The 22,222-nt window shown below is 73.2% G+C and carries 23 protein-coding genes, 2 tRNA genes and 1 pseudogene; 20 read left to right on the top strand and 6 right to left on the bottom strand.

The window, feature by feature from the left end:
• The first annotated feature begins 2 nt into the window (after nucleotides 1-2).
• Nucleotides 3-75: transfer RNA gene (locus EDD39_RS00440), tRNA-Glu, on the top strand.
• A 4-nt stretch (nucleotides 76-79) separates the two neighbouring features.
• Nucleotides 80-154 (top strand) — tRNA-Gln (locus EDD39_RS00435).
• A 141-nt stretch (nucleotides 155-295) separates the two neighbouring features.
• Here the strand turns inward: EDD39_RS00435 and EDD39_RS00430 are convergent.
• Nucleotides 296-1,009, bottom strand: coding sequence for an IclR family transcriptional regulator (locus tag EDD39_RS00430; RefSeq protein WP_030458860.1), 714 nt, complete (start codon nucleotides 1,007-1,009; stop codon nucleotides 296-298).
• Nucleotides 1,010-1,241: 232 nt separating this feature from the next.
• Here EDD39_RS00430 and leuC point away from each other — a divergent pair, with 232 nt between their 5' ends.
• The 4 genes from leuC (at nucleotide 1,242) to EDD39_RS00410 (ending at nucleotide 4,505) form a co-directional block, all read left to right on the top strand.
• Nucleotides 1,242-2,663, top strand: coding sequence for a 3-isopropylmalate dehydratase large subunit (leuC, locus tag EDD39_RS00425; RefSeq protein WP_123552711.1), 1,422 nt, complete (start codon nucleotides 1,242-1,244; stop codon nucleotides 2,661-2,663).
• Between the two features lie 3 nt (nucleotides 2,664-2,666).
• Nucleotides 2,667-3,263 (top strand): 3-isopropylmalate dehydratase small subunit, encoded by a 597-nt coding sequence (leuD, locus tag EDD39_RS00420; protein ID WP_123552708.1) that lies wholly within the window; start codon nucleotides 2,667-2,669, stop codon nucleotides 3,261-3,263.
• A 134-nt stretch (nucleotides 3,264-3,397) separates the two neighbouring features.
• Nucleotides 3,398-3,688: an SCO5555 family protein gene (locus EDD39_RS00415; RefSeq protein WP_380377054.1), complete on the top strand. Its 291-nt coding sequence runs from the start codon at nucleotides 3,398-3,400 to the stop codon at nucleotides 3,686-3,688.
• 133 nt (nucleotides 3,689-3,821) lie between these two features.
• A complete protein-coding gene (locus tag EDD39_RS00410; protein ID WP_123552707.1) occupies nucleotides 3,822-4,505 on the top strand; it encodes an HU family DNA-binding protein in 684 nt (227 codons plus the stop codon).
• A gap of 324 nt (nucleotides 4,506-4,829) precedes the next feature.
• On the opposite strand, the gene EDD39_RS00405 is transcribed toward EDD39_RS00410, so the two are convergent.
• Nucleotides 4,830-5,573: a GntR family transcriptional regulator gene (locus EDD39_RS00405; RefSeq protein WP_123552705.1), complete on the bottom strand. Its 744-nt coding sequence runs from the start codon at nucleotides 5,571-5,573 to the stop codon at nucleotides 4,830-4,832.
• Between the two features lie 141 nt (nucleotides 5,574-5,714).
• Between EDD39_RS00405 and EDD39_RS00400 the strand changes: the two genes are divergently transcribed.
• Nucleotides 5,715-5,960, top strand: coding sequence for a hypothetical protein (locus EDD39_RS00400; protein ID WP_123817330.1), 246 nt, complete (start codon nucleotides 5,715-5,717; stop codon nucleotides 5,958-5,960).
• Nucleotides 5,957-6,349 (top strand): hypothetical protein, encoded by a 393-nt coding sequence (locus EDD39_RS00395; protein ID WP_123552701.1) that lies wholly within the window; start codon nucleotides 5,957-5,959, stop codon nucleotides 6,347-6,349. The genes EDD39_RS00400 and EDD39_RS00395 overlap by 4 nt, the downstream gene beginning before the upstream one ends.
• Before the next feature lie 232 nt (nucleotides 6,350-6,581).
• Here the strand turns inward: EDD39_RS00395 and cofC are convergent.
• Nucleotides 6,582-7,289: pseudogene (cofC, locus tag EDD39_RS00390) on the bottom strand (2-phospho-L-lactate guanylyltransferase); the annotation flags it as partial.
• A gap of 217 nt (nucleotides 7,290-7,506) precedes the next feature.
• On the opposite strand from cofC, the gene EDD39_RS00385 reads away from it, so the two are divergent.
• The 3 genes from EDD39_RS00385 to EDD39_RS00375 are packed head-to-tail and all read left to right on the top strand — an operon-like array spanning nucleotide 7,507 to nucleotide 10,478.
• Nucleotides 7,507-8,307 carry a lysophospholipid acyltransferase family protein gene (locus EDD39_RS00385; protein WP_123552697.1) on the top strand — a complete coding sequence of 267 codons (801 nt, stop codon included), beginning with the start codon at nucleotides 7,507-7,509 and terminating at the stop codon, nucleotides 8,305-8,307.
• A 14-nt stretch (nucleotides 8,308-8,321) separates the two neighbouring features.
• On the top strand, nucleotides 8,322-9,305 hold the full coding sequence (locus EDD39_RS00380) for an NAD(P)H-dependent glycerol-3-phosphate dehydrogenase (RefSeq protein WP_162870153.1): 984 nt from the start codon (nucleotides 8,322-8,324) through the stop codon (nucleotides 9,303-9,305).
• A 30-nt stretch (nucleotides 9,306-9,335) separates the two neighbouring features.
• Nucleotides 9,336-10,478, top strand: coding sequence for a D-alanine--D-alanine ligase family protein (locus EDD39_RS00375; RefSeq protein WP_123552695.1), 1,143 nt, complete (start codon nucleotides 9,336-9,338; stop codon nucleotides 10,476-10,478).
• 22 nt (nucleotides 10,479-10,500) lie between these two features.
• On the opposite strand, the gene EDD39_RS00370 is transcribed toward EDD39_RS00375, so the two are convergent.
• Both EDD39_RS00370 and EDD39_RS00365 read right to left on the bottom strand, forming a co-directional pair.
• The gene (locus EDD39_RS00370; RefSeq protein ID WP_123552693.1) at nucleotides 10,501-11,040 is read right to left on the bottom strand and encodes a DUF3515 domain-containing protein; all 540 of its coding nucleotides are present in this window, start codon (nucleotides 11,038-11,040) and stop codon (nucleotides 10,501-10,503) included.
• A 44-nt stretch (nucleotides 11,041-11,084) separates the two neighbouring features.
• The gene (locus EDD39_RS00365; protein WP_030458847.1) at nucleotides 11,085-11,318 is read right to left on the bottom strand and encodes an Lrp/AsnC ligand binding domain-containing protein; all 234 of its coding nucleotides are present in this window, start codon (nucleotides 11,316-11,318) and stop codon (nucleotides 11,085-11,087) included.
• A 200-nt stretch (nucleotides 11,319-11,518) separates the two neighbouring features.
• On the opposite strand from EDD39_RS00365, the gene EDD39_RS00360 reads away from it, so the two are divergent.
• The 3 genes from EDD39_RS00360 (at nucleotide 11,519) to thiD (ending at nucleotide 14,492) form a co-directional block, all read left to right on the top strand.
• Nucleotides 11,519-12,487 carry a thiamine-phosphate kinase gene (locus EDD39_RS00360; protein ID WP_030458846.1) on the top strand — a complete coding sequence of 323 codons (969 nt, stop codon included), beginning with the start codon at nucleotides 11,519-11,521 and terminating at the stop codon, nucleotides 12,485-12,487.
• Nucleotides 12,488-12,628: 141 nt separating this feature from the next.
• A complete protein-coding gene (locus tag EDD39_RS00355) occupies nucleotides 12,629-13,654 on the top strand; it encodes a 6-phosphofructokinase (protein WP_030458845.1) in 1,026 nt (341 codons plus the stop codon).
• Nucleotides 13,655-13,685: 31 nt separating this feature from the next.
• Complete coding sequence (gene thiD / locus EDD39_RS00350; protein WP_123552691.1) at nucleotides 13,686-14,492, top strand: bifunctional hydroxymethylpyrimidine kinase/phosphomethylpyrimidine kinase; 807 nt, start codon at nucleotides 13,686-13,688, stop codon at nucleotides 14,490-14,492.
• A 282-nt stretch (nucleotides 14,493-14,774) separates the two neighbouring features.
• Here the strand turns inward: thiD and rpmB are convergent, their stop codons facing one another.
• Entirely contained in the window at nucleotides 14,775-14,960 is a 186-nt protein-coding gene (rpmB, locus tag EDD39_RS00345; RefSeq protein ID WP_014138233.1) for a 50S ribosomal protein L28, read from the bottom strand.
• A 242-nt stretch (nucleotides 14,961-15,202) separates the two neighbouring features.
• On the opposite strand from rpmB, the gene EDD39_RS00340 reads away from it, so the two are divergent.
• The 6 genes from EDD39_RS00340 to EDD39_RS00315 all read left to right on the top strand — a co-directional run bounded on the left by EDD39_RS00340 (nucleotide 15,203) and on the right by EDD39_RS00315 (nucleotide 22,177).
• Nucleotides 15,203-16,810 carry a DAK2 domain-containing protein gene (locus EDD39_RS00340; protein WP_123552689.1) on the top strand — a complete coding sequence of 536 codons (1,608 nt, stop codon included), beginning with the start codon at nucleotides 15,203-15,205 and terminating at the stop codon, nucleotides 16,808-16,810.
• Nucleotides 16,811-16,846: 36 nt separating this feature from the next.
• A complete protein-coding gene (recG, locus tag EDD39_RS00335) occupies nucleotides 16,847-19,048 on the top strand; it encodes an ATP-dependent DNA helicase RecG (protein ID WP_123552687.1) in 2,202 nt (733 codons plus the stop codon).
• 105 nt (nucleotides 19,049-19,153) lie between these two features.
• On the top strand, nucleotides 19,154-19,663 hold the full coding sequence (locus EDD39_RS00330) for a hypothetical protein (RefSeq protein ID WP_030458841.1): 510 nt from the start codon (nucleotides 19,154-19,156) through the stop codon (nucleotides 19,661-19,663).
• 98 nt (nucleotides 19,664-19,761) lie between these two features.
• Nucleotides 19,762-20,346, top strand: a complete 585-nt coding sequence (rsmD, locus tag EDD39_RS00325; protein WP_030458840.1) for a 16S rRNA (guanine(966)-N(2))-methyltransferase RsmD — start codon at nucleotides 19,762-19,764, stop codon at nucleotides 20,344-20,346.
• 32 nt (nucleotides 20,347-20,378) lie between these two features.
• Nucleotides 20,379-20,864 carry a pantetheine-phosphate adenylyltransferase gene (gene coaD, locus EDD39_RS00320; protein ID WP_123552685.1) on the top strand — a complete coding sequence of 162 codons (486 nt, stop codon included), beginning with the start codon at nucleotides 20,379-20,381 and terminating at the stop codon, nucleotides 20,862-20,864.
• Between the two features lie 131 nt (nucleotides 20,865-20,995).
• Entirely contained in the window at nucleotides 20,996-22,177 is a 1,182-nt protein-coding gene (locus tag EDD39_RS00315; protein ID WP_123552683.1) for an ATP synthase F0 subunit B, read from the top strand.
• The last annotated feature ends 45 nt before the right edge of the window (nucleotides 22,178-22,222 follow it).

Here is a 22,222-nt window from a genome sequence, read left to right as displayed (position 1 = left end):
AGGCCCCCGTTGTGTAGTGGCCTAGCACGCCGCCCTCTCAAGGCGGTAGCGCCGGTTCGAATCCGGTCGGGGGTACTCATGGGGTATGGTGTAATTGGCAGCACGAGTGATTCTGGTTCATTTAGTCTAGGTTCGAGTCCTGGTACCCCAGCCAAGAAAAGCTCCACGAACGAGCTCCGGGAAACCGGAGCTCTTTTGCATGCCCGGCCCCTGCCGTCCCGCCCGGGCCCTCCAGCGCGACGATGCCCTCCCGGCCGCCGGCCGGGAGGGCATCGTCGTGTCCGCGCGCGGGTGGTCAGTTGCGGCGGAGGGCCTCGGTGAGGCGGTTGGCGGCTTCGATGATGGCCTGGGCGTGCATCCGGCCGGGGTGGCGGGTGAGGCGCTCGATGGGGCCGGAGACGGAGACGGCGGCGACGACCCGGTTGGAGGGGCCGCGGACGGGGGCCGAGACGGAGGCGACGCCGGGCTCGCGCTCGCCGATGGACTGGGCCCAGCCGCGGCGGCGGACGCCGCTGAGCGCGGTGGCGGTGAAGCGGGCGCCCTGGAGGCCGCGGTGCAGGCGCTCGGGCTCCTCCCAGGCGAGCAGGACCTGGGCGGCGGAGCCGGCCTTCATCGGGAGGGTGGAGCCGACCGGCACGGTGTCGCGCAGACCCGACAGGCGTTCGGCGGCGGCCACGCAGATCCGCATCTCGCCCTGGCGGCGGTAGAGCTGGGCGCTCTCGCCCGTCACGTCGCGCAGGTGGGTGAGGACCGGTCCGGCGGCGGCCAGCAGGCGGTCCTCGCCGGCGGCGGCGGAGAGCTCGGAGAGGCGGGGGCCGAGGATGAAACGGCCCTGCATGTCTCGGGTGACCAGGCGGTGGTGCTCGAGTGCGACGGCGAGTCGGTGGGCCGTGGGCCGTGCCAGACCGGTGGCGGCGACCAGCCCCGCCAACGTGGCGGGGCCCGACTCCAGTGCGCTGAGCACCAGAGCGGCCTTGTCGAGAACGCCGACGCCGCTAGTGTTGTCCATGTCTCGATACTGCAGTCTCAATCAGCGAGACGCAAGTTCAATCTTCCGAGAAAAGCGCCACTCTTGGAGTCAGCAGCCCGGGAGACACCCAGGACGGCACCCCACCAGGGTGTCCGCATCCTGGACGGTCCGGCGTGCAGGGCGCGACTCAAGCGGGCCTCACAGGGCAGCACGGGACAAGACCTCGACGATCAAGAGAAGGCCGGCAGAGCGGCCGGCTGGAGGGAATCCGATGGGACGGACACTCGCAGAGAAGGTCTGGGACGACCACGTCGTCCGGCGCGCCGAGGGCGAGCCCGACCTGCTCTACATCGACCTGCACCTGCTGCACGAGGTGACCAGCCCGCAGGCGTTCGACGGCCTCCGGCTGGCCGGCCGCCCGGTCCGCCGGACCGATCTGACGATCGCCACCGAGGACCACAACACCCCGACCCTGGACATCGACAAGCCGATCGCCGACCCGGTCTCCCGGGTCCAGCTGGAGACGCTGCGCAGGAACGCCGAGGAGTTCGGCGTGCGCATCCACTCGCTGGGCGACGTCGAGCAGGGCGTGGTCCACGTGGTCGGCCCGCAGCTGGGCCTGACCCAGCCCGGCATGACCGTGGTCTGCGGCGACTCGCACACCTCCACCCACGGCGCCTTCGGCGCGCTGGCCTTCGGCATCGGCACCAGCCAGGTCGAGCACGTGCTGGCCACCCAGACGCTGCCGCTGGCCCCGTTCAAGACCATGGCGATCACCGTCGAGGGCGAGCTGCCCGAGGGCGTCACCGCCAAGGACCTGATCCTGGCCGTGATCACCAAGATCGGCACCGGCGGCGGCCAGGGCTACGTCCTGGAGTACCGCGGCTCGGCGATCCGCAGCCTCTCCATGGAGGCCCGGATGACGATCTGCAACATGTCCATCGAGGCGGGCGCCCGGGCCGGCATGATCGCCCCGGACCGCACCACCTTCGACTACCTGCAGGGCCGCCCGCACGCCCCGCAGGGCGAGGACTGGGACGCCGCGGTCGCCTACTGGGAGACGCTGTCCACCGACGAGGACGCGGTCTTCGACGCCGAGGTGTTCATCGACGCCGCCGAGCTGACCCCGTTCGTCACCTGGGGCACCAACCCGGGCCAGGGCGCGCCGCTGGGCGCCGACGTGCCGAACCCGGCGGACTTCGCGGACCCGCAGGAGCGGATCGCCGCCGAGAACGCCCTGAAGTACATGGGCCTGGAGGCCGGCACCCCGCTGCGCGAGGTCAAGGTCGACGCCGTCTTCGTCGGCTCCTGCACCAACGGCCGGATCGAGGACCTGCGGGCCGCCGCGGCCATCCTGGAGGGCCGTCGGATCGCCGAGGGCGTGCGGATGCTGGTCGTCCCGGGCTCGGTCCGGGTCGCCCTGCAGGCCGTCGAGGAGGGCCTGGACAAGGTCTTCACCGCCGCGGGCGCCGAGTGGCGGCACGCCGGCTGCTCGATGTGCCTGGGCATGAACCCGGACCAGCTGGCCCCGGGCGAGCGCTGCGCCTCCACCTCGAACCGCAACTTCGAGGGCCGCCAGGGCAAGGGCGGACGCACCCACCTGGTCTCCCCCCAGGTGGCCGCCGCCACCGCGCTGGTGGGCCGTCTGGCCGCACCCGCCGACCTGACCGACAACGTGGCTGTGGAGGTCTGAGCCATGGAGAAGTTCACCACCCACACCGGCCGCGCCGTCCCGCTGCGCCGCTCCAACGTGGACACCGACCAGATCATCCCGGCGCACTGGCTGAAGAAGGTCACCCGCTCCGGCTTCGAGGACGGCCTGTTCGAGGCCTGGCGCAAGGACGAGTCCTTCGTCCTGAACCTGCCCGAGCGCCAGGGCGCGTCCGTCCTGGTGGCCGGCCCCGAGTTCGGCACCGGCTCGTCCCGCGAGCACGCCGTCTGGGCGCTGCAGAACTACGGCTTCCAGGCGGTCGTCTCCTCCCGGTTCGCCGACATCTTCCGCGGCAACTCGCTGAAGAACGGCCTGCTCACGGTGGTCCTGCCGCAGGAGACGGTGGAGCGGCTCTGGGAGTTGACCGAGGCCGACCCGACCGCCGAGATCACCGTCGACCTGGAGGCCCGCGAGGTCCGGGCCGAGGGCGTCACCGCCCCGTTCGAGCTGGACGACAACGTGCGCTGGCGGCTGCTGAACGGCCTGGACGACATCAGCATCACCCTGCAGAACGAAGCCGATGTCGCCGCGTTCGAGGCGAAGCGCCCGTCCTTCAAGCCGCGCACCCAGCCGGTCGCCTGAGGCACCGCTTTCTGACGGACCGACAACAAGACCCGCCCCCCTCCGGGGCGGGTCTTCGTTGTTCGCAGGGGAGTTCGTCAGCCGGGAATAGACCCTGGTGTAGCGCAACTCCGCACAGATGGCACAATCGTTGCATGCACCACAGTCCCGAACCCCCGTACCAGGACGGCGAACCCGCGTCAGGGGACGGTCAGGACGGTGCTGCCGACTCGGAAGTCACCCTGCTCTACGCACTGGTGGCCGAGCGGTTGAAGCAAGCCCACGCCCGCGTTCACGCGCTGAACGTGTCGACGGACGCAAAGACCGCTCTCACCCGACAACTGCTGATCGTCACCGAGACCGCGAAGCGCGATCTTCCGGAGGCGGCACGGCGGTTGAGTCGCTTTGTGCAGGACCTCGACGAGGGGCGGATGCCTCCCCGGTGAGCACCGCCATGCGCAAATCCATTGCGACACTAGGGTGATTCACGCGTTTGGTAATTGAAAGTCCGCAGATACATACCTAACGTGCGAAAAGAACGGATGGAATCATCCGGCGCCCGTTTCCGAAGGGGAAGACGTGAACAAGGCTCAGCTTGTCGAAGCGGTGGCCGAGCAGCTGGGCGGTCGCAAGGCTGCCGCAGAGGCCGTCGACGCAGTGCTCGACACCATGGTGCGTGCCGTCGTGGCGGGTGACCGCGTCTCGGTCACCGGTTTCGGCACCTTCGAGAAGGTGGAGCGCTCGGCGCGCTTCGCCCGCAACCCGCAGACCGGCGAGCGGGTCAAGGTCAAGAAGACCGCGGTCCCGCGGTTCCGCCCCGGCCAGGGCTTCAAGGACCTCGTCTCCGGCAGCAAGAAGCTGCCGAAGGAGGGCCCGTCGGTCAAGAAGGCCCCCAAGGGCTCGCTCACCCCGGGCAAGTCCGGCGTGGCCGCCAGCCCGGCCGCCAAGCGCGCCGCGACCAAGCGCGCCGCCGCGGCCGGCACCGCCGCCAAGAAGACCGCCGCCAAGAAGGCCACCACCGCCAAGACCGCGGTGGCCAAGAAGGCGGCCCCGGCGAAGACCGCGGTCAAGAAGGCCACCACCGCCAAGACCGCCGTGGCGAAGAAGACCAGCGCCGCGGCGACCAAGAAGGCCACCACGGCGGCCAAGAAGACCACCACCGCCGCGGCCGCCAAGAAGGCCACCGCCACCGCCAAGAAGACCGCTCCGGCGAAGAAGACCGCCACGCGGAAGACCACCGCGCGCAAGTCCACCGCCAAGTAGTCGCCCGCCCCCGGCGCCGGCCCGACCGGCACCGGGAGCACCGGCCGTGCCGGTCCGGCCCGGGTTCCGCCCCGGGCCCGGACCGGCACGGCCTTTTCCGCTGTCCGGGGGCGGGGCGCACCCGCCTTCCGCCGTCGCCGTCCTGAACGGGCGTCGGCGCGACGCGGCGTCAGTTCCCCGGTGGCGGCTTCCCGGCGGGCCGGAAAACCGGCCGGGAATTGCACCGGCCGGTGAATGGCGGGCGCCGCCGCGGGCCGACGGCTCCCGCCCGGACGGCTTCTCCGGCCCGGACGGCTTCTCCCGCCCGCCATTCACCGGCCGGTCCTACTCCGGCACTTCCACCGGCAGCTCGTAGCAGATCTCCCAGCGGGAATCCGGAATGACCAGGTCCGCGGTCTCCACCGGCCGCCCGGTGTCGTCCAGGTACGTCCGCTCCAGCAGCGTCACCGGGTCGCCCGCGCTGACGCCCGGCAGCAGCGCGGCCTGCTCCGCGCTCGCCCGGGCCGGGCGCAGCCGCTCCACCGCGCGCACCACCCGGACCCCGATCGAGTCCATCCGGGCGGTCACGCCCAGGCCGTGGTGCGGGCCGTACTCGGGCAGCTGGGCCGGGGTGTTCTCGGTGAGGTCCATCGGCTCCCAGGAGTCGGCCAGTTGGACCACCAGGCCGTCCGCGGTGAACTCGTAGCGGGTGTGCATCGTCAGCGCGCCCGGCTCGATCCGCAGCCGCCGGGCGACGTGGGCCGGGGCCGGCGTGCGGCCGTACGAGTCGCACTCCCAGCTGCCGTTCGGCACCAGGGCGGCCGGGAAGGCGCCGGCCGTCCGCGAGCGCAGCATCGGCAGCCGGTCCACCGGCTCCCGGACGTACGTGCCGGAGCCGGTCCGGCCCTCCAACAGCCCTTCGCCGATGAGCACTTCCTGCGCGCGCTGCAGCACGTTCGGCCCCACGCCGTAGCTCTCGGCCAGCCGCGCCCGGGACGGCAGCCGTTCGCCGACCGCCCACTCCCCGGCCGTCACCCGGCGGCGCAGGTGGTCCGCGATGCGGAGGTACGGCGGGTCCTGTGAGGGCATCTGGCATCTCCCTGCGGAGGGCGGGGACCTGCCGGTTGGCGGCAGGACGGGTGATTCAGCTTGACAACCTAATGCATCAGGTGGAATCTAATGGCTTAGTTTCACTATGCGTGATCGGCCGACTTCGGGGAGAGCGGTGGCGTGCCAAGCACGAGGGTGTTCGACCTGGCCTCCAGGCTCGCCGCGGCCACCGGAGCCGAAGCCAGGATCATCCAGTTGCCCGACGGCGGTTACCGCGTGGAGGCGGAGCTCCCCGGAGACCCGGACCCGCGCGACCACCTCGCGGTCCTCGACGCCCTGACCCGCGCCGACCGCTACGGACACCGCTATCGGGCCCGCATCCACACCGTCTGGGCCGAATTCGACCCACCCCAGGAGCCGCCGTGAAGAACGCGCCGCCCGGCTACACCGTCGGCATCGAGGAGATCACCGAACCGACCTCGTTCCTCGCCCTGGCCCCCGCGCTCGCCTCGCTCTGGCAGACCCTGCACACCCTGCCGCTCGGCTGGACGCAGTTCGAGGCCTACCGCTACTTCTTCGGCCCGGGCGCGGTCGAGCGCACCGAGGCGTTCCTGCAGCGGGACGGCCAACTGCAGCTCGGGTTCGCCCTGCTCGGCCGCACCCGGCTGATCAGCGTCCGCCCGGCCGGCCACGGCCCGTTCCAACTGGCGCCCACCGCCCTCAGGTTGCTCGACAGCCCGGACGTCGCCTCGCTGCGGCTGAACGGCTCGGGAACCCTCCCGCCGCCGGGCTCGCGCCACCGGCGGAGCGCCTGACGGCGGGTCAGTCGGCCTCGGGGTCCGGGAAGGTCTGGAGGGTGAGGAAGACCACCCGGCGGTCGGGGCCCTCGCCGGTGGTGCGGATCCGGACGCGCTGGCCGGGGCGCAGCAGGCGCAGGCCGCCGGCGTCGAAGGCGGGGGCGTCGAAGGGGACGGGGGTGCCGTCGTCGAGCAGGACCGAGCCGGAGCGGGTCGTGGGGTCGTACGTGAACGCGGTGGCCTGCATGGGAGCCAGCATAGGGCTTCGGAGCAGCGCCGCGGTGGCCGGGCCGAGGCCGAGCAGGCGGGCCTCGGCGAGGTCCGCCGGGGTGTCGACGTCGCGGCGGACGGAGGGCGCGTCGGGCAGCAGCAGTTCGGTCGCGCCGCCGGCCAGGTGGGCGTCCCGGGAGCCGGGGCCGAACGCCGGGCGGAGCGGTTCGCGGCCGGCCCCGGCGAGCAGCACGGTGCCGGTGCCCGGGGTGTCGGCGAGGAAGGCCCGGCCGCGCGCGGGCACCGCGGCGAGGACGCGGGCGAGTTCGGCGGGCCGCAGCGCCGGCAGGTCCGCGGAGAGCGTGGTGACGGGGGAGCGGGGGTGGCGCCGCAGGGCGGCCGCCGCGCCGTGCGCGAGCGCCGGGTTGAGGCCGCCGGGCTCCGGTTCGTCGGCCAGCACGTCGGCCCCCAGCGCGCGCAGCGCCCCGGCGGCGCGCGCGTCCCGGGTGACCACCAGGACGCGGCCGACCGCCGGGCAGGCGAGCGCGGCGGCGACGGTGTCGAGCGCGAACGCCAGGGCGAGCCGGGGCCGCAGCGGGCCGAGCGCGGCCAGCCGGCTCTTCGCACCGGCGAGCGCCTTGACCGGGACGACCACCGACCAGCCGAGCCGCAGCGCGTCCCGGTCGGCGTGCGGCTGCCCCGGGGCGGTCGCCCCGACGGCGGCGGGGCGTACGGTGTCCTCTGTCATCGGCGCCATTGTGGCGTCGGCCGGGGAGCCCTGGCCAGCGGTTCCGGGGGCCCCGGGGCGGCGGGCGGGTGCCTGGCCGGCTGGTGGCGGTGGTGGCTGCTCGACACAGGCTCGGCCCGCGGGTGAGACTGGTCGGCGCCCCGGAGCCGCTGGCCGGACCCGGCGAGCAGAGAGCGCGGCGCAGTACGGGGCGCCGCACGGATGAGGAGGAGCTGGGGTGGCCCGCCGCTCTAACGCCAGGTTCGGAAACGCCGACTACGGGATCTGGTACCGCTTCGCGGCGGTGCTCGTGAAGCCGGTGACCAACGCCCTGGCCCAGGCGGACTGGCGCGGCTGGGAGCACCTGCCCGAGAAGTCCGGGTTCATCGCCGCGGTGAACCACAACTCGGTGATCGACCCGGTGTTCTACGCGCACTGGCAGTACAACTCGGGCCGTCCGCCGCGGATCCTCGCCAAGTCCTCGCTGTTCTCGGTGCCGTTCATCGGCTTCATGCTGCGCAAGACCGGTCAGATCCCGGTGTTCCGGGAGTCCACCGACGCGGCCGAGGCGTTCCGGGCCGCGATCGACGCGGTGAACGGCGGCCAGTGCGTGCAGTTCTACCCGGAGGGCACCCTCACCCGGGACCCGGACCTGTGGCCGATGACCGGCAAGAGCGGCGCAGCCCGGGTCGCGCTGATGACGGGCGCGCCGGTGATCCCGGTGGCGCACTGGGGCGCGCACGAGATCATCCCGCCGTACGGCAAGGGCAAGGGCAAGTACCGCCTGTTCCCGCGGCACAAGGTGGTCGTCGCGGCGGGCCCCGCGGTCGACCTGAGCAAGTACCAGGGGCAGGAGCTCACCGCCCAGGTGCTCAGGGAGGCCACCGACGACATCATGGCGGCGATCACCGCCGTGCTGGAGGACATCCGCGGCGAGCAGGCCCCGAAGGAGCGGTACGACATGCGCAAGGCCGCCAAGGACCGGGCCGCGGCCGCCCAGGCCAAGCGCGAGCGCGCCGCCGAGGAGGGCGGCCGGTGACCCGCTGCGCGGTGATGGGGACGGGCTCCTGGGGCACCGTCTTCGCGATGATCCTGGCCGACGCGGGCTGCGAGGTGACCCTGTGGGGCCGCCGGCAGGAACTGGTCGACGCGATCGACCGGGACCACGTCAACCGGGACTACCTGCCGGAACTGACCCTGCCCGCGGGCATCCGGGCCACCACCGACGCCGCCGCGGCGCTGGCCGGCGCGGACTTCGCGGTGCTCTCGGTGCCGTCCCAGACGCTGCGCGACAACCTCGCGCTCTGGGCGCCGCTGATCGAGCCGCAGACCGCCCTGGTCAGCCTGATGAAGGGCGTCGAACTGGGCACCGTGAAGCGGATGAGCGAGGTGATCGCGGAGGTCGCCGGGGTCGGCCCGGAGCGGGTCGTGGTGGTGTCGGGCCCGAACCTGGCCGGCGAGATCGCCAACCGGCAGCCCGCCGCGACGGTGGTGGCGTGCGCCGACGAGGAGGTCGCCAAGCGCTTCCAGAAGGCCTGCCACACCCCGTACTTCCGCCCGTACACCAACACCGACGTGGTGGGCTGCGAGCTGGGCGGCGCGGTGAAGAACGTGATCGGCCTGGCGGTCGGCATGGCCAACGGCATGGGCCTGGGCGACAACACCAAGGCGACGCTGATCACCCGGGGCCTGGCCGAGACCACCCGGCTGGGCCTGGTGCTCGGCGCCGACCCGCACACCTTCGCCGGGCTGGCCGGGATGGGCGACCTGGTGGCGACCTGCTCCTCGCCGCTGTCCCGGAACAACACCTTCGGCACCAACCTGGGCCGCGGCATGACGCTGGCCGAGACGATCGCCGCCACCAGCCAGACCGCGGAGGGTGTGAAGTCCTGCGAGTCGGTGCTCGACCTGGCCCGGCGCAACGGGGTGGAGATGCCGATCGTGGAGGCCGTGGTCGACGTGGTGCACAAGGGCCGGCCGACCCAGGAAGTGCTGAAGGGGCTGATGGCCCGTTCGGCCAAGCCTGAGCGCCGCTGACCGGAATCGGACGGTAGTCTCAACGCCGTTATGAGCATCGAACAGACCTCCCCGAACCAGGCGGCCAAGCCGCGCGTGGCGATCGTCTTCGGCGGCCGCAGCTCCGAGCACGGCGTGTCCGTGGTCACGGCCGCCAGCGTGCTGCGCTCGATCGACCGCAGCAAGTACGAGGTGCTGCCGATTGGCATCACCCACGAGGGCCGCTGGGCCCTGGTCGGCGACGAACCGGCCCGGATGGCCATCACCGACGGCCGGATGCCGGACGTCGACCAGGTCGCCGAGTCCACCGAGGGCCAGGTCGTGCTGCCCGCCGCCCCCGGCAACCGCGAGGTGGTGTGGAGCGAGCCCGGCGCCGCGCCGAAGGTCCTCGGCGAGGTCGACGTGGTGCTCCCGCTGCTGCACGGCCCGTGGGGCGAGGACGGCACCCTGCAGGGCCTGCTGGAGCTCTCCGGCGTCCCCTACGTGGGCTCCGGCGTGCTGGCCTCCGCGGTCGGCATGGACAAGGAGTTCACCAAGCGGATCATCGAGTCGCTCGGCCTGTACGCGGGCGAGTACACGGTGCTCAAGCCGCGCGAGTGGGAGTCCGAGGCCGGCCGGGCCGCCGCCCGCGAGCGGATCGCGGCGCTCGGCCTGCCGCTGTTCGTCAAGCCCTGCCGGGCCGGCTCCTCGATCGGCATCACCAAGGTCAAGGACCTCGCGGACCTGGACGCCGCGGTCGAGGAGGCCCGCCGCCACGACCCCAAGGTGATCGTGGAGAAGGGCGTCGAGGGCCGCGAGATCGAGTGCGGCGTGCTGGAGTTCGAGGACGGCCCGCGCGCCTCGGTGCCCGCCGAGGTGCTGGTCGACGGGGACTTCGAGTTCTACGACTTCGAGGCCAAGTACATCGACTCCTCCGAGGTGCGCATCCCCGCCGACCTCACCGGTGCGGAGCGGGCGGAGATCCGCCGGCAGGCCGTCGAGGTGTTCGAGGGCCTCGGCTGCGAGGGCCTGGCCCGGGTCGACTTCTTCCTGCTGGCCGACGGCCGGTGGATGGTCAACGAGGTCAACACCATGCCCGGCTTCACCCCGATCTCGGCCTACCCGAAGATGTGGGAGGCCACCGGCGTGCCCTACGCCGAGCTGATCGACCGCCTGCTGGCCGCCGCGCTGCGCCGCTCCACCGGCCTGCGCTAGGCCCCGGCCGGGCGGCCGCCGCTCAGGAGGCGTCGTCGAGGCAGTCCGAGTCGGCCGTCCCGTCGATCCGCGGGACGGTCGCCCGGATGGCGTCGGAGAACGACCCCAGCGGGTCCGCGTAGTTCGGGTACGCGCCCGCCGGGACCTCCACCACCACGTACGCCTTGCGCATCCCGGTGGCGAACCGGTAGCCGCCGGCGCCGTCCTCGGTCAGGCCCCAGCCGACCTCGTCGACGCACGGGCCCTTGCGGTCGGTGTCGTTCAGCAGGTCCGGCCGGTCGGCGCCGCAGGTCATCACGGTGCGCGGGGAGGAGCCCCAGGCCGCGGTGTACGGCGAGGCCGGGGACGGGTCCCTGCGCGGGTGTCCGAGCACCTCGGCGGGCAGCGCCGCGTGCAGCGCCGCGCAGTACCGGGCGGTCTCCGCGTCCTGCGAGGGCGCGGGGACGTCCGGGTCGCCGCCCCAGGCGGTCACCATCCAGGCCGTGCAGCCGAGCAGCGCGGCGGGCAGCGCCAGCCAGCGCACCGGGGCGGGCAGGCGGTTCAGCAGGTCACGGGAGGCCACCGCACGATGGTAAGCGGGCTTATCCCGCCCGGTGGACGGAGGGCTTACAGCCGCACCACCGGACAGGTCAGGGTGCGGGTGATGCCCTCCACCCGCTGCACGTTGGCCACCACCAGGCGGCCCAGTTCGTCGATCGACTCCGCCTCCGCCCGGACGATCACGTCGTACGGGCCGGTCACGTCCTCGGCGGTGATCACTCCGGTGATCCCGGCGATGGACTCGGCCACCGAGGTGGCCTTGCCCACCTCGGTCTGGATCAGGATGTACGCCTGCACCACGGGGGACCTCCAGGCGGCTGGGTGGGGGAGTTGCTGACCGGCAGTCTGATCACCACGCTACCGCGCGACGGCACGGACGGGGGAGACCCCGCGGGGCCCGAAAGGCGTACGCTGCGCGCGGGGGCGGCGGTGCCGCCGCCTCCGCAGGCGGGGGAGCAGGACGACAATCGGACAACGGGGAACGCGGAAGGACGGGCTGAATGCAGGGGACCGTGGGCGAACTCGGCGAGTTCGGGCTCATCCGGGAGCTGACCGCACGGCTGCCGATGACCCCGGCGGTGGAGCTCGGGCCCGGCGACGACGCGGCCGTGGTCAAGGCGCCCGACGGGCGGGTGGTGGCCACCACCGACGTGCTGATCGAGGGCCGGCACTTCCGCCGCGACTGGTCCACCGCGTACGACGTCGGCCGCAAGTGCGCCGCGCAGAACCTCGCCGACATCGCCGCGATGGGCGCCGTCCCGACCGCGCTGCTGCTCGGCCTGGTCACCCCCGCCGACCTGCCCACCACCTGGGCCACCGAGCTGATGGACGGCCTGCGCGACGAGTGCCAGGTGGCCGGCGCCACCGTGGTCGGCGGCGACGTGGTGCGCGGCGACACCATCACGCTGGCCATCACCGCGCTCGGCGACCTCCAGGGCCGCCGCCCCGTGGTGCGCTCCGGCGCCCAGGTCGGCGACGTGGTCGCGGTGACCGGCTGGCTCGGCTGGTCCGCCGCCGGGCTGACCGTCCTGCAGCGCGGCTTCCGCTCCCCGCGGGCCTTCGTCGAGGCGCACCGCCGCCCCGAACCGCCGTACCACGCCGGTCCCGCCGCCAGCGAGCTCGGCGCCACCGCCATGGTCGACGTCTCCGACGGCCTGGTCGCCGACCTCGGCCACGTCGCCCGGGCCAGCGAGGTCGACATCGACCTGCGGGCCGCCGACTTCGACGTCCCCGCGCAGATGGCCGACATCGGGCAGGCCGTCGGCGTCGACCCGCTGGTGTGGGTGCTCTCCGGCGGCGAGGACCACGCGATCGTCGCCACCTTCCCCAAGTCCGCGCCGCTGCCCGCCCGTTGGCGGGTGATCGGCGAGGTGGTCCGGACCGCCCGGCCCGGCCGCGGCGGCACCGTCACCGTCGACGGCGCCCCCTGGGACCGCACCGCGGGCTGGGACCACTTCGCCGAGGAGTAGGCCGCGGCCCGCCCTGGTGGCTACCCGGCGGTACGCCCCCGAGCGCGTAGGGTGGCGACTGTCGGGCGGACCGGCAGCGTCGACGGTCCGGTCCACCTACGGACGCGGGGGCGCGCCCCCCGGAGCAGGAGCACAGCCACCATGCGAATCGGCGTTCTCACCAGCGGCGGCGACTGCCCCGGCCTGAACGCGGTCATCCGCTCGATCGTGCACCGCGGCACCGACGTGCACGGCGACGAGATCCTCGGCATCGAGGACGGCTTCCTCGGCCTGATCGAGGGCCGGGCCCGGCCGATCTCGCACGAGGACGTCACCGGCCTGCTCACCCTGGGCGGCACCATCCTCGGCTCCGCCCGGGTCCAGCGCGAGAAGATCCGCTGGGCCGTCGAGAACTCCCGCGAACTCGCGGCCGGCCTCGGCATCGACGCGCTGATCGCCATCGGCGGCGAGGGCACCCTCACCGCGGCCAAGCTGTTCAGCGACGCCGGGCTGCCCGTCGTCGCCGTCCCCAAGACCATCGACAACGACATCGACGCCACCGACGTCACCTTCGGCTTCGACACCGCCGTGCACGTCGCCACCGAGGCCATCGACCGGCTCAAGACCACCGCCGAGTCGCACCAGCGGGTCATGGTGGTCGAGTTGATGGGCCGCCACACCGGCTGGATCACCCTCACCGCGGGCATGGCCGGCGGCGCCCACGGCATCCTCATCCCCGAGAAGCCCTTCGACATCGAGGCGGTCGCCCGGATGATCGAGGACCGCTTCCGGCGCGGCAAGAAGTTCGCCATCATCGCCGTCGCCGAGGGCGCCCAGCCGCTGCCCGGCACGCTGCGCTTCGAGCACGGCCGGGTCGACCAGTTCGGCCACCAGACCTTCGGCGGCATCGGCACCCGGCTCGCCATCGAACTGGAGAACCTGCTCGGCAAGGAGGCCCGGCCGGTCATCCTCGGCCACACCCAGCGCGGCGGCACCCCCACCGCGCTCGACCGGGTGCTCGCAACCCGCTTCGGCTGGCACGCCGTCGAGGCCGTCCACAAGGGCGCGTTCGGGCACTTCACCGCGCTGCGCGGCACCGAGATCCACCTCACCCCGATCGCCGACGCGGTCGTCCAGCTCAAGACCGTCCCGCAGGACCGCTGGACCGAATCCGAGGCCGTGCTCTGAACGCCGACGGCGGGTCGGTAGGTTGGGGCGCATGAGCACCTTCGCCGCCGCCCCGCCCCGAGTCCTCACCGTCGCCGGCTCCGACAGCGGCGGCGGTGCGGGCATCCAGGCCGACCTCAAGGCCATGCTCGCCCTCGGCGTCCACGGCATGAGCGTCATCACCGCCGTCACCGCGCAGAACTCGCTCGGCGTCCAGGGCTACTGGGAACTGCCCGCCGAAGCCGTCCGCGCCCAGTACCGCAGCGTCGTCGACGACATCGGCGTGCAGGCCGTCAAGACCGGCATGCTCGCCTCGGTCGAACTCGTCGAGACCGTCTCCGCACTGCTCGCCGACGCCCCCGCCCCCGTGGTCGTCGACCCGGTCGGCGTCTCCAAGCACGGCGACGCGCTGCTCGCCGCCGACGCCGTCGGCACCCTCCGGACCCGGCTGCTGCCGGTCGCCACCCTCGCCACCCCCAACCTGCATGAGGTGACCCAGCTCACCGGGCGCACCGTCACCGGCGAGGCCGACATGCTCGACGCCGCGAAGGCGCTGCGCGACCTCGGCCCCGACTGGGTGCTGGTCAAGGGCGGCCACCTGGAGGGCGAGGCCGCCGACCTGCTGCTCGGCCCCGACGGCGGGACCCACTGGTACCGGGCCCCCCGCCACGACAACCGGCACACCCACGGCACCGGCTGCACCCTCGCCAGCGCGATCGCCGCGCGGCTCGCCCTCGGGGACCCGGTGCCGCAGGCCGTCGCCCACGCCAAGGCGTACGTCACCGGCGCCATCGCGCACGGCTTCGCGCTCGGCGCCGGCATCGGGCCGGTGGACCACTTCTGGCAGGCCCGGGGGTGAGATCAGGGGCTCACGAGTGCGCGCATTTCAGGGGCTCGGGGAACGGCGAGGCCGTGGCTGCTGACGGTCCACTGCCGTTGCGCGCGTCTGCTTCCGGTTCCGTTCACCACCGCAGCAGCACGGACACTCCGACGGGCTCCGGCCGTCAGCAGCACGGACCCGCCGTTCCCCGAGCCCCCGGTGGTGCTCCCCGCGCGGCAAAAGCCGAAAGCCGACCACGGCCCTCGGAGGGGTGTGGTCGGCTTTCGGGGAAAGCTGGTGACCGGCGTACCGGTCTGCGCGTCAGCGCGAGACCTTACCGGCCTTGATGCACGAGGTGCAGACGTTGAGCCGCTTCGGCGTCCGCCCGATCACAGCGCGCACCGTCTGAATGTTGGGGTTCCAACGACGGGGGGTGCGGCGGTGCGAGTGGGAGATGCTGTTGCCGAAGCCCGGGCCCTTGCCGCAGACGTCACAGTTGGCAGCCACAGGAGTCACTCCAAGACTTCAGATCAGGTACTTGAACTAGCCCGGGGTGCTCCAGGCAACCGGGAGAGCATACAACGGTGACTCCCGCTCAACGAAACTACCACGATCGCGGGGGTGATCGTTCCCCCGAGCTGGGCACGAGCCTGCGACCGGCACCCCCGCGCGGGCCGATAACCTGCCAGCATCGCCCCTCGCCACCGCGTCCTTTCGCGTTCCCGTGGCGTTCATCCGGAGGAGACCTGGTGCTGGACACCCTCGACGCCCCGGCCGTCCGCACCTGGTGCCGGCTCGCGCTGGCCGCCCTCGGCCAGGCCCGCGAGGAGATCGACGCGCTGAACGTGTACCCGGTTCCGGACGGGGACACCGGGACCAACCTCTACCTGACCGTGGAGTCCGCAGCCGAGGCGCTGGACGCGGTGTTCGCCGCCACCGAGGAACCCGGACTGGCGGTCGCCGCGGCCGCCGCCGCCCGCGGCGCGCTGATCGGCGCGCGCGGGAACTCCGGCGTGATCCTCGCCCAGTGGCTGCGCGGCCTGGCCGAAGTGCTCTCCGACGGCGGCGAACTGGCCGCCGCGCTCGACCACGGCGCCCGCTCCGCGTACCGGGCGGTCGCCCAACCGGTCGAGGGCACCCTGCTGACCGTCGCCGCCGCCGCCGCGGACGCCGCCACCGGCGCCGACGGCCTGACCGGACAGGCCCAGGAGGCGTACCGGGCGGCCCGGCAGGCGCTGCTGCTCACCCCCGACCAGCTGTCCGCGCTGGCCGAGGCGGGCGTGGTGGACGCGGGCGGCCGCGGACTGGTCGCCGTGCTGGGCGCGCTGGTGGACGCCGTCTCCGGGCAGCAGCCGATGGGCCCGGTCGCGCTGCGCCGCGAGATCGACCCGCTGGTGGTGGACGGCTGCGAGAGCCACGAGCGCCCGTCCGGCTCCGGCCACCCGGCGTTCGAGGTGATCTACCTGCTGGAGGCCGAGGACGGACAGCTCCCGCTGCTGCGCGAACGCCTGGGACGGCTCGGCGACTCGCTGGTGATCGGCGGCGGCGACGGCCTGTGGAACGTCCACGTGCACGTGGACGACGCGGGCGCCGCCGTCGAGGCGGGCGTCGAGGCCGGGCGGCCGCACCGGATCAGGATCACCCACTTCGCCGAGGCCGCGGCCCGGTCCGGGGAGCGCGAGGAGACCGTCTCGCACGGCCGGGCCGTGCTCAGCGTGGTGACCGGCAGCGGACTGGCCCAGCTGTGCGAGCAGGCCGGCTCGGTGGTGCTCGCCGCCGACCCCGACCGCCCGCCCGCCAGCGCCGAACTGGTCGCCGCCGTGCACCGCTGCGGCGCCCGCGAGGTGGTGCTGCTGCTCAACGACCCCGAACTGCGCGCCGCCGCCGGCGCCGCCGCCGACCAGCTGCGCGAGGAGGGCGTCCGGATCGCCGTGCTGCCCACCCGCTCCCCGGTGCAGGGCCTGGCCGCGCTGGCCGTGCACGACGCCGGGCGGCGCTTCGACGAGGACGTGGTGGCGATGACCTCCGCCGCCGGGGCCACCCGGTACGCCGAACTGGCCGTCGCCGAGGGCGAGTCCTGGACCATGGCGGGCGTCTGCCAGGCCGGCGACGTGCTCGGCCTGATCGACGGCGACGTCGCGGTGATCGGCGCCGACCTCACCGGGACCGCGCTCACCGTGCTCGACCGGATGCTCGCGGCCGGCGGCGAACTGGTCACCCTGGTGCTCGGCGAGGAGGCCCCCGAGGAGCTCGCCGACCGGCTGATCGCGCACGCCCGGCGCACCCGCCCCGAGGTCGACACCGTCGCCTACCCGGGCGGCCGGGAGGCCGCACCGCTGCTCATCGGGGTGGAGTGAGACCGGAGCGTCGGTCCGGTGGTGTGGAATGGGGCGATGGGCGCTCTCGATGAACCGCTGAAGGAACTGGTCGGCGACCGCACCGCGAAGGCGCTGGCCGACAGTCTCAAGCTGCGCACGGTCGGCGACCTGCTGCACCACTACCCGCGCCGGTACGTCGAGCGCGGGCAGCTCACCAGCCTGGACGAGCTGGAGGTGGACGAGCACGTCACCGTGCTGGCCCGGATCGAGAAGGTCACGCTGATCCCGTTCCGCGGCCGCAAGGGCGACCGGCTGGAGGTGGTGGTCACCGACGGCCGCTCCCGGCTCTCGCTGGTGTTCTTCAACCAGGGCTGGCGGCAGAAGGACCTGAAGCCCGGCCTGCAGGGCCTGTTCGCCGGCAAGGTCGGCCTGTTCAACCGCACCCGTCAACTCGCCTCGCCCGACTACCAGTTGATCGACAGCGAGGAGGGCACCTCGGCGGCGGAGCAGTTCGCCGGCCGGCTCATCCCGGTCTACCCGGCCAGCGCCCAGCTGCCCAGCTGGAAGCTCTCGCTCTGCGTCGAGATGGCCCTCACCAAGCACCTCGCCGACGTCGGCGAACCGCTGCCCGCCGAACTGCGCGCCGAGCACGACCTGATCCCGCTGCCCGAGGCGCTGGAGCTGATCCACCGCCCGCACAGCCAGGCCGAGAAGGAGCGCGCCCAGAACCGGCTGCGCTGGGACGAGGCGTTCGTCCTCCAGGTCGCCCTCGCCCAGCGCCGGGCCGCCGACTCCGCGCTGCCCGCCGTCCCCCGCCGCCCCGTCCCCGGCCGGGTGCTGGACGCCTTCGACGCCCGGCTCCCGTTCACCCTCACCGACGGCCAGCGATCGGTCTGCGCCGAGATCTTCGCCGACCTGGCCACCGAGCACCCCATGCACCGGCTGCTGCAGGGCGAGGTCGGCTCCGGGAAGACGCTGGTCGCGCTGCGCGCCATGCTCGCCGTGGTCGACACCGGCGGGCAGGCCGTGCTGCTGGCCCCGACCGAGGTGCTGGCCCAGCAGCACCACCGGTCGATCGTCGAGATGATGGGCGACCTCGCCGAGGCCGGGATGATCGGCGGCTCCGAGATCGGCACCCGGGTCGCCCTGCTCACCGGCTCGATGGGCGCCGCCGCCCGCCGCGGCGCGCTGCTCGACATGGCCTCCGGCAAGGCCGGGATCGCCATCGGCACGCACGCCCTGATCGAGGACCGGGTGCAGTTCGCCGACCTCGGCCTGGTCGTCGTCGACGAGCAGCACCGCTTCGGCGTCGAGCAGCGCGACGCGCTGCGGGCCAAGGGCGAGCAGCCCCCGCACCTGCTGGTGATGACCGCCACGCCGATCCCGCGCACCGTCGCCATGACGGTCTTCGGCGACCTGGAGACCTCCGTCCTCGACCAGCTGCCCGCCGGCCGCTCGCCGATCTCCACCCACGTGGTGCCCGCGCTGGAGAAGCCCAACTTCCTCGCCCGGGCCTGGGAGCGGGTCCGCGAGGAGGTCGGCAAGGGGCACCAGGCGTACGTGGTCTGCCCGCGGATCGGGGACGAGGAGGAGCCGGCGAAGGGGAAGAAGAAGCGCAAGGAGGAGCCCGAGGAAGTGGGAGGGGCGGACAGCGAGGAGCGCAGGCCGCCGCTGGCCGTGGTGGAGACCGCGGAGAAGCTCGTGAAGGGCCCGCTGGCCGGGCTGCGGATCGAGGTCCTGCACGGGCGGCTCGCCCCGGAGGCCAAGGACGACGTGATGCGCCGGTTCGCGGCCGGCGAGGTGGACGTGCTGGTCGCCACCACCGTGATCGAGGTCGGCGTCAACGTCCCGAACTCCACCGTCATGGTGATCATGGACGCGGACCGGTTCGGCGTCTCCCAGCTGCACCAGCTGCGCGGCCGGGTCGGCCGCGGCTCCGCCGCCGGGCTCTGCCTGCTGGTCAGCGACATGCCCGCGGCCAGCGCCGCCCGGGCCCGGCTGGACGCGGTGGCCGGCACCCTGGACGGCTTCGCGCTCTCCCGGATCGACCTCGAACAGCGCCGCGAGGGCGACGTGCTCGGCCAGGCCCAGTCCGGCGTGAAGTCCTCGCTCAAGGTGCTCTCGGTGCTGGAGGACGAGGACGTCATCGCCACCGCCCGGGCCGAGGCCACCCGGCTGGTCGCCGCCGACCCCGCGCTGGAGGCCCACCCCGAGCTGCGCACCGCGCTGGAGAGCCTGCTCGACGAGGACCGCGCGGAGTACCTGGAGAAGGGCTGAGGCGGGTCGTTCGGACACCCCGGTTGTCAGTGCCCCGGGAGAGAATGTAGTTGTTCGGGGCGCACTCCAAGTCGCGTCCCCGGCGCGAGAATTGGGGGTCATTGCATGGCATTCCGTCACCTCAACGAGCTCCCGCTCGGCGACAAGGTCTTCCGGATCGAGGTCGCCAGCGAGGACGACCGCGAAGTCACCCTCACCCTGACCGGCTGGCGCGAGGGCAACTCCGCCAACCCGGTCGCCTCCGGGAAGCTCCGCCTCCCGGTCGAGGACGTCGCCTCCCTGCGCATCGCACTCAACCGGGCCCTGCGCGCGCTGGCCATCGTCGCCGACGTCTCCGAGCCGATCCCCGACCGGGACGTGCTGCGCGAGCTCTACCCCGGCCACGGCGCCCCCTGGGTGCCGCAGCACGAGGAGGAGCTGGTCCGGCGCTTCCACGAGGGCGAGACCATCGCCCGGATCGCCGCCCGCTACGGCCGCACGCCCGACTCCGTCCGCACCAAGCTGCGCGAGCTCGGGCACGACCCGCGCCGCCCCGAGTACTGCCCGCCCGACGGCTGCCTGTCCTGGTCGCGCTACGCGTCGCCGACGCTGCTGGGCGCCGCCGCGAACGAGTGACCGCCGCGCGGGAGTGAACGGGCGCGCGCCCGGCCCGGGCCGATCCGTCGGCTAGGGTCGGGCGCGCAGCCCCTCCCACCCGCAAAGGACCCAACGCCATGCCTCGCGTGATCGCCGGCCGTGCCGGAGGCCGCCGTCTCGCCGCGCCGCCCGGCCGGAACACCCGCCCGACGTCCGACAAGGCGCGGGAGGCGATGTTCTCCACCGTCGAGGCGCTGTTCGGGCCGGTCGCCGGGGCCCGGATGCTCGACCTGTTCGCGGGCAGCGGCGCGGTCGGGCTGGAGGCGCTCTCCCGCGGGGCCGCGCACGCCCTGCTGGTGGAGGCGGACGCGAGCGCGGTGCGGACCGTCCGGGAGAACGTCCGCACGCTGGGGCTGCCCGGCGCGGAGGTGCGGGCCGACAAGGCCGAGAAGGTGGTCGCGGGGCCGCCGCCGGCCGAGCCGTACGACCTGGTGTTCCTGGACCCGCCGTACGCGGTGGAGGACGCCGCGCTGCGCGAGATGCTGGTCACACTCCGCTCTGGGGGCTGGCTGTCCGAGCACGTTCTCGTCACCGTGGAACGCAGCACCAGGGGCGGCGAGTTCGGCTGGCCGGACGGCTTCGAGGGGCTGCGCTCGCGCAAGTACGGCGAGGGCACGCTCTGGTACGGTCGCGCCGCTACTGGGGCTGATCAAGACTCGTAGCAGAACATCCCGCCCCACAAGGGAGCACACGCATGCGCCGCGCCGTCTGTCCGGGGTCCTTCGACCCCATCACCAACGGACACCTCGACATCATCGAGCGGGCCTCCAAGCTGTACGACGTGGTGCACGTGGCGGTGCTGATCAACCGCAACAAGCAGGGCATGTTCTCGATCGACGAGCGGATCGCCCTGATCGAGGAGACCACCGCCCACCTGGGCAACATCAAGGTCGAGTCGCACAGCGGCCTGCTGGTGGACTTCTGCCGCGAGCGCGGCATCCCGGCGATCATCAAGGGCCTGCGGGCGGCCGGCGACTTCGACTACGAACTCCAGATGGCCCAGATGAACCACGGGCTCACCGGCGTCGAGACGCTGTTCGTGCCGACCTCGCCGACGTACAGCTTCCTCTCCTCCAGCCTGGTCAAGGAGGTCGCCTCGCTCGGCGGCGACGTCTCGCACCTGCTGCCCGGGACGGTGCACCGGCGACTGGTCGAGCGGATCGCCGAACGCCGCAACTGACCGGGCGTTGTGAGCGGTGGGGCAGGTGGCCGTACAGTCTTGATACTCCCGGCCCCGGGGCCGCAGCCAGCGACCCCCGGAGCACTGCCTCCGCCGCACCTCGGCGGCACACGGAAAGACTGAAGACGCCCGTGGACGTGCAGCAGAAACTCGACGAGATCATCGCCGTGGTCGAGAAGGCGAAGGCGATGCCGATGTCGTCGTCCTGCGTGGTCAACCGCGCCGAGCTGACCGGCCTGCTCCGCGACCTGCGGGAGGCGATGCCCGCCGAACTCGCCCAGGCGCAGTCGGTGGTGGCGGACCATCAGCAGATGGTGGCCGACGCCCAGGCGCAGGCCGACCACATCATCCGCGGCGCGCACGACGAGCGCGGCTCGCTGATCTCCGACACCGAGGTGGTCCGGCAGGCCCAGGCCGAGGCGGACCGGGTGCTCGCCGAGGCCCGCACCGAGGTGCAGACCAAGCGCGCCGAGGCCGACGACTACGTCGACTCCAAGCTGGCCAACTTCGAGGTGGTCCTCACCAAGACGCTCGGCGCGGTCGGCCGCGGCCGGCAGAAGCTGCGCGGCGACTCCGGCGTCTACGAGCCGGAGCAGGACGGCACCGAGGACGGCGAGGAGTTCCGGCCGCGGATCAGCCCCAGCCCGGAGGCCGACGAGTACGTCGACGTGAAGCTGGCCACCCTGGAGGCGGTGCTCTCGGCCACCCTGGAGGCGGTCGGCAAGGGCCGCGACAAGCTGCTCGGCAAGGCCCCGATCGACGAGCTGGGCGCTTACCTGGCCGCCGCCGACGAGGCCCAGCAGCTCAAGGACCGGGCCGAGGCGGTGGCCGCCGGCTTCGCCGACGGCGCCGCCCCCGAGGACCCGCAGAACTGGTACGCGGACGTCCCGCAGCAGCAGAGCTGGCCCGAGCAGACCCCGGCCGCGGCCGGCTGGCAGCAGCCCGGCGAGGACCCGTACGGCCAGCCGCAGCCCGGCGAGGACCCGTACGGCCAGCAGCAGGCCCCGCAGTACGCCGAGGCGTACGGCGGCGGCTACGACCCGGCGGCGGCCCCGCAGACCGACCCGTACGGCCAGCCCTACGGGCAGCAGCAGCCGGTCGACCCGTACTACCAGCAGCAGCAGCCGCAGTACCAGCAGCCGCAGGGCTTCGACCAGTGGGGCAACCCGCTGCCCGTCGACCCGTACGGCTACCAGCAGCAGCCCCAGCAGCAGGCGCAACTGCCGCAGCAGCAGGCCGGGCTGGACGAGACCAGCTTCTTCGACACCAGCATGATCGACATGACCCGGCTGCGGGAGCTCGGCGGCCGCTGAGGGGCGAGTTGGGTTCGGCGCGGACTCTCCGGTAGTCTGACCACT

This window comes from Kitasatospora cineracea, from assembly GCF_003751605.1.
Classification (GTDB): Bacteria; Actinomycetota; Actinomycetes; order Streptomycetales; family Streptomycetaceae; genus Kitasatospora; species Kitasatospora cineracea.
Note: the sequence above shows the minus strand (reverse complement) of the source record. Positions and strands in the feature narration are given on the sequence as shown.

What these genes read in the sequence shown, in the direction of transcription:
- EDD39_RS00430 (WP_030458860.1), bottom strand. Translation starts at nt 1,009, where the DNA reads ATGGACAACACTAGCGGCGTCGGCGTTCTCGACAAGGCCGCTCTGGTG.
- leuC (WP_123552711.1), top strand. Translation starts at nt 1,242, where the DNA reads ATGGGACGGACACTCGCAGAGAAGGTCTGGGACGACCACGTCGTCCGG.
- leuD (WP_123552708.1), top strand. Translation starts at nt 2,667, where the DNA reads ATGGAGAAGTTCACCACCCACACCGGCCGCGCCGTCCCGCTGCGCCGC.
- EDD39_RS00415 (WP_380377054.1), top strand. Translation starts at nt 3,398, where the DNA reads ATGCACCACAGTCCCGAACCCCCGTACCAGGACGGCGAACCCGCGTCA.
- EDD39_RS00405 (WP_123552705.1), bottom strand. Translation starts at nt 5,573, where the DNA reads ATGCCCTCACAGGACCCGCCGTACCTCCGCATCGCGGACCACCTGCGC.
- EDD39_RS00380 (WP_162870153.1), top strand. Translation starts at nt 8,322, where the DNA reads ATGGGGACGGGCTCCTGGGGCACCGTCTTCGCGATGATCCTGGCCGAC.
- EDD39_RS00375 (WP_123552695.1), top strand. Translation starts at nt 9,336, where the DNA reads ATGAGCATCGAACAGACCTCCCCGAACCAGGCGGCCAAGCCGCGCGTG.
- EDD39_RS00360 (WP_030458846.1), top strand. Translation starts at nt 11,519, where the DNA reads ATGCAGGGGACCGTGGGCGAACTCGGCGAGTTCGGGCTCATCCGGGAG.
- EDD39_RS00355 (WP_030458845.1), top strand. Translation starts at nt 12,629, where the DNA reads ATGCGAATCGGCGTTCTCACCAGCGGCGGCGACTGCCCCGGCCTGAAC.
- thiD (WP_123552691.1), top strand. Translation starts at nt 13,686, where the DNA reads ATGAGCACCTTCGCCGCCGCCCCGCCCCGAGTCCTCACCGTCGCCGGC.
- recG (WP_123552687.1), top strand. Translation starts at nt 16,847, where the DNA reads ATGGGCGCTCTCGATGAACCGCTGAAGGAACTGGTCGGCGACCGCACC.
- EDD39_RS00330 (WP_030458841.1), top strand. Translation starts at nt 19,154, where the DNA reads ATGGCATTCCGTCACCTCAACGAGCTCCCGCTCGGCGACAAGGTCTTC.
- rsmD (WP_030458840.1), top strand. Translation starts at nt 19,762, where the DNA reads ATGCCTCGCGTGATCGCCGGCCGTGCCGGAGGCCGCCGTCTCGCCGCG.
- coaD (WP_123552685.1), top strand. Translation starts at nt 20,379, where the DNA reads ATGCGCCGCGCCGTCTGTCCGGGGTCCTTCGACCCCATCACCAACGGA.